Source organism: Bradyrhizobium sp. USDA3010 (assembly GCF_056429065.1).
Map to the genome: position 1 here is coordinate 1 of NZ_JBWJZD010000180.1, position 249 is coordinate 249.

1 protein-coding gene is annotated in these 249 nt (G+C 57.4%); it reads left to right on the plus strand.

Annotation, left to right across the window (positions count from 1 at the left end; translation table 11 throughout):
* Positions 1-219, plus strand: a 219-nt coding sequence (locus AC066Y_RS43465) for a transposase (RefSeq protein WP_478279164.1), incomplete at its 5' end; no start/stop codon positions are given.
* Positions 220-249 lie beyond the last annotated feature (30 nt).

Genomic DNA, 249 nt, shown 5'->3' on the forward strand with positions numbered 1-249 from the left:
CGCCATGCGGTCGAAGCGGTCGGCGCCAAAGTGCGCTATTTGCCGGCCTACTCGCCGGATCTCAATCCGATCGAAATGGCATTCTCGAAGCTGAAGACGGCGCTTCGCAAGGGTGCCGCTCGCACCGCGACAACGCTGATGAAGCTGATCGGCAAGCTCATCAAGACATTTGCACCCGAGCAATGCGCGAACTACTTTCGACATGCCGGATACGAGTAGTGACCCATATCAAGTGGAAACCGCTCTAGC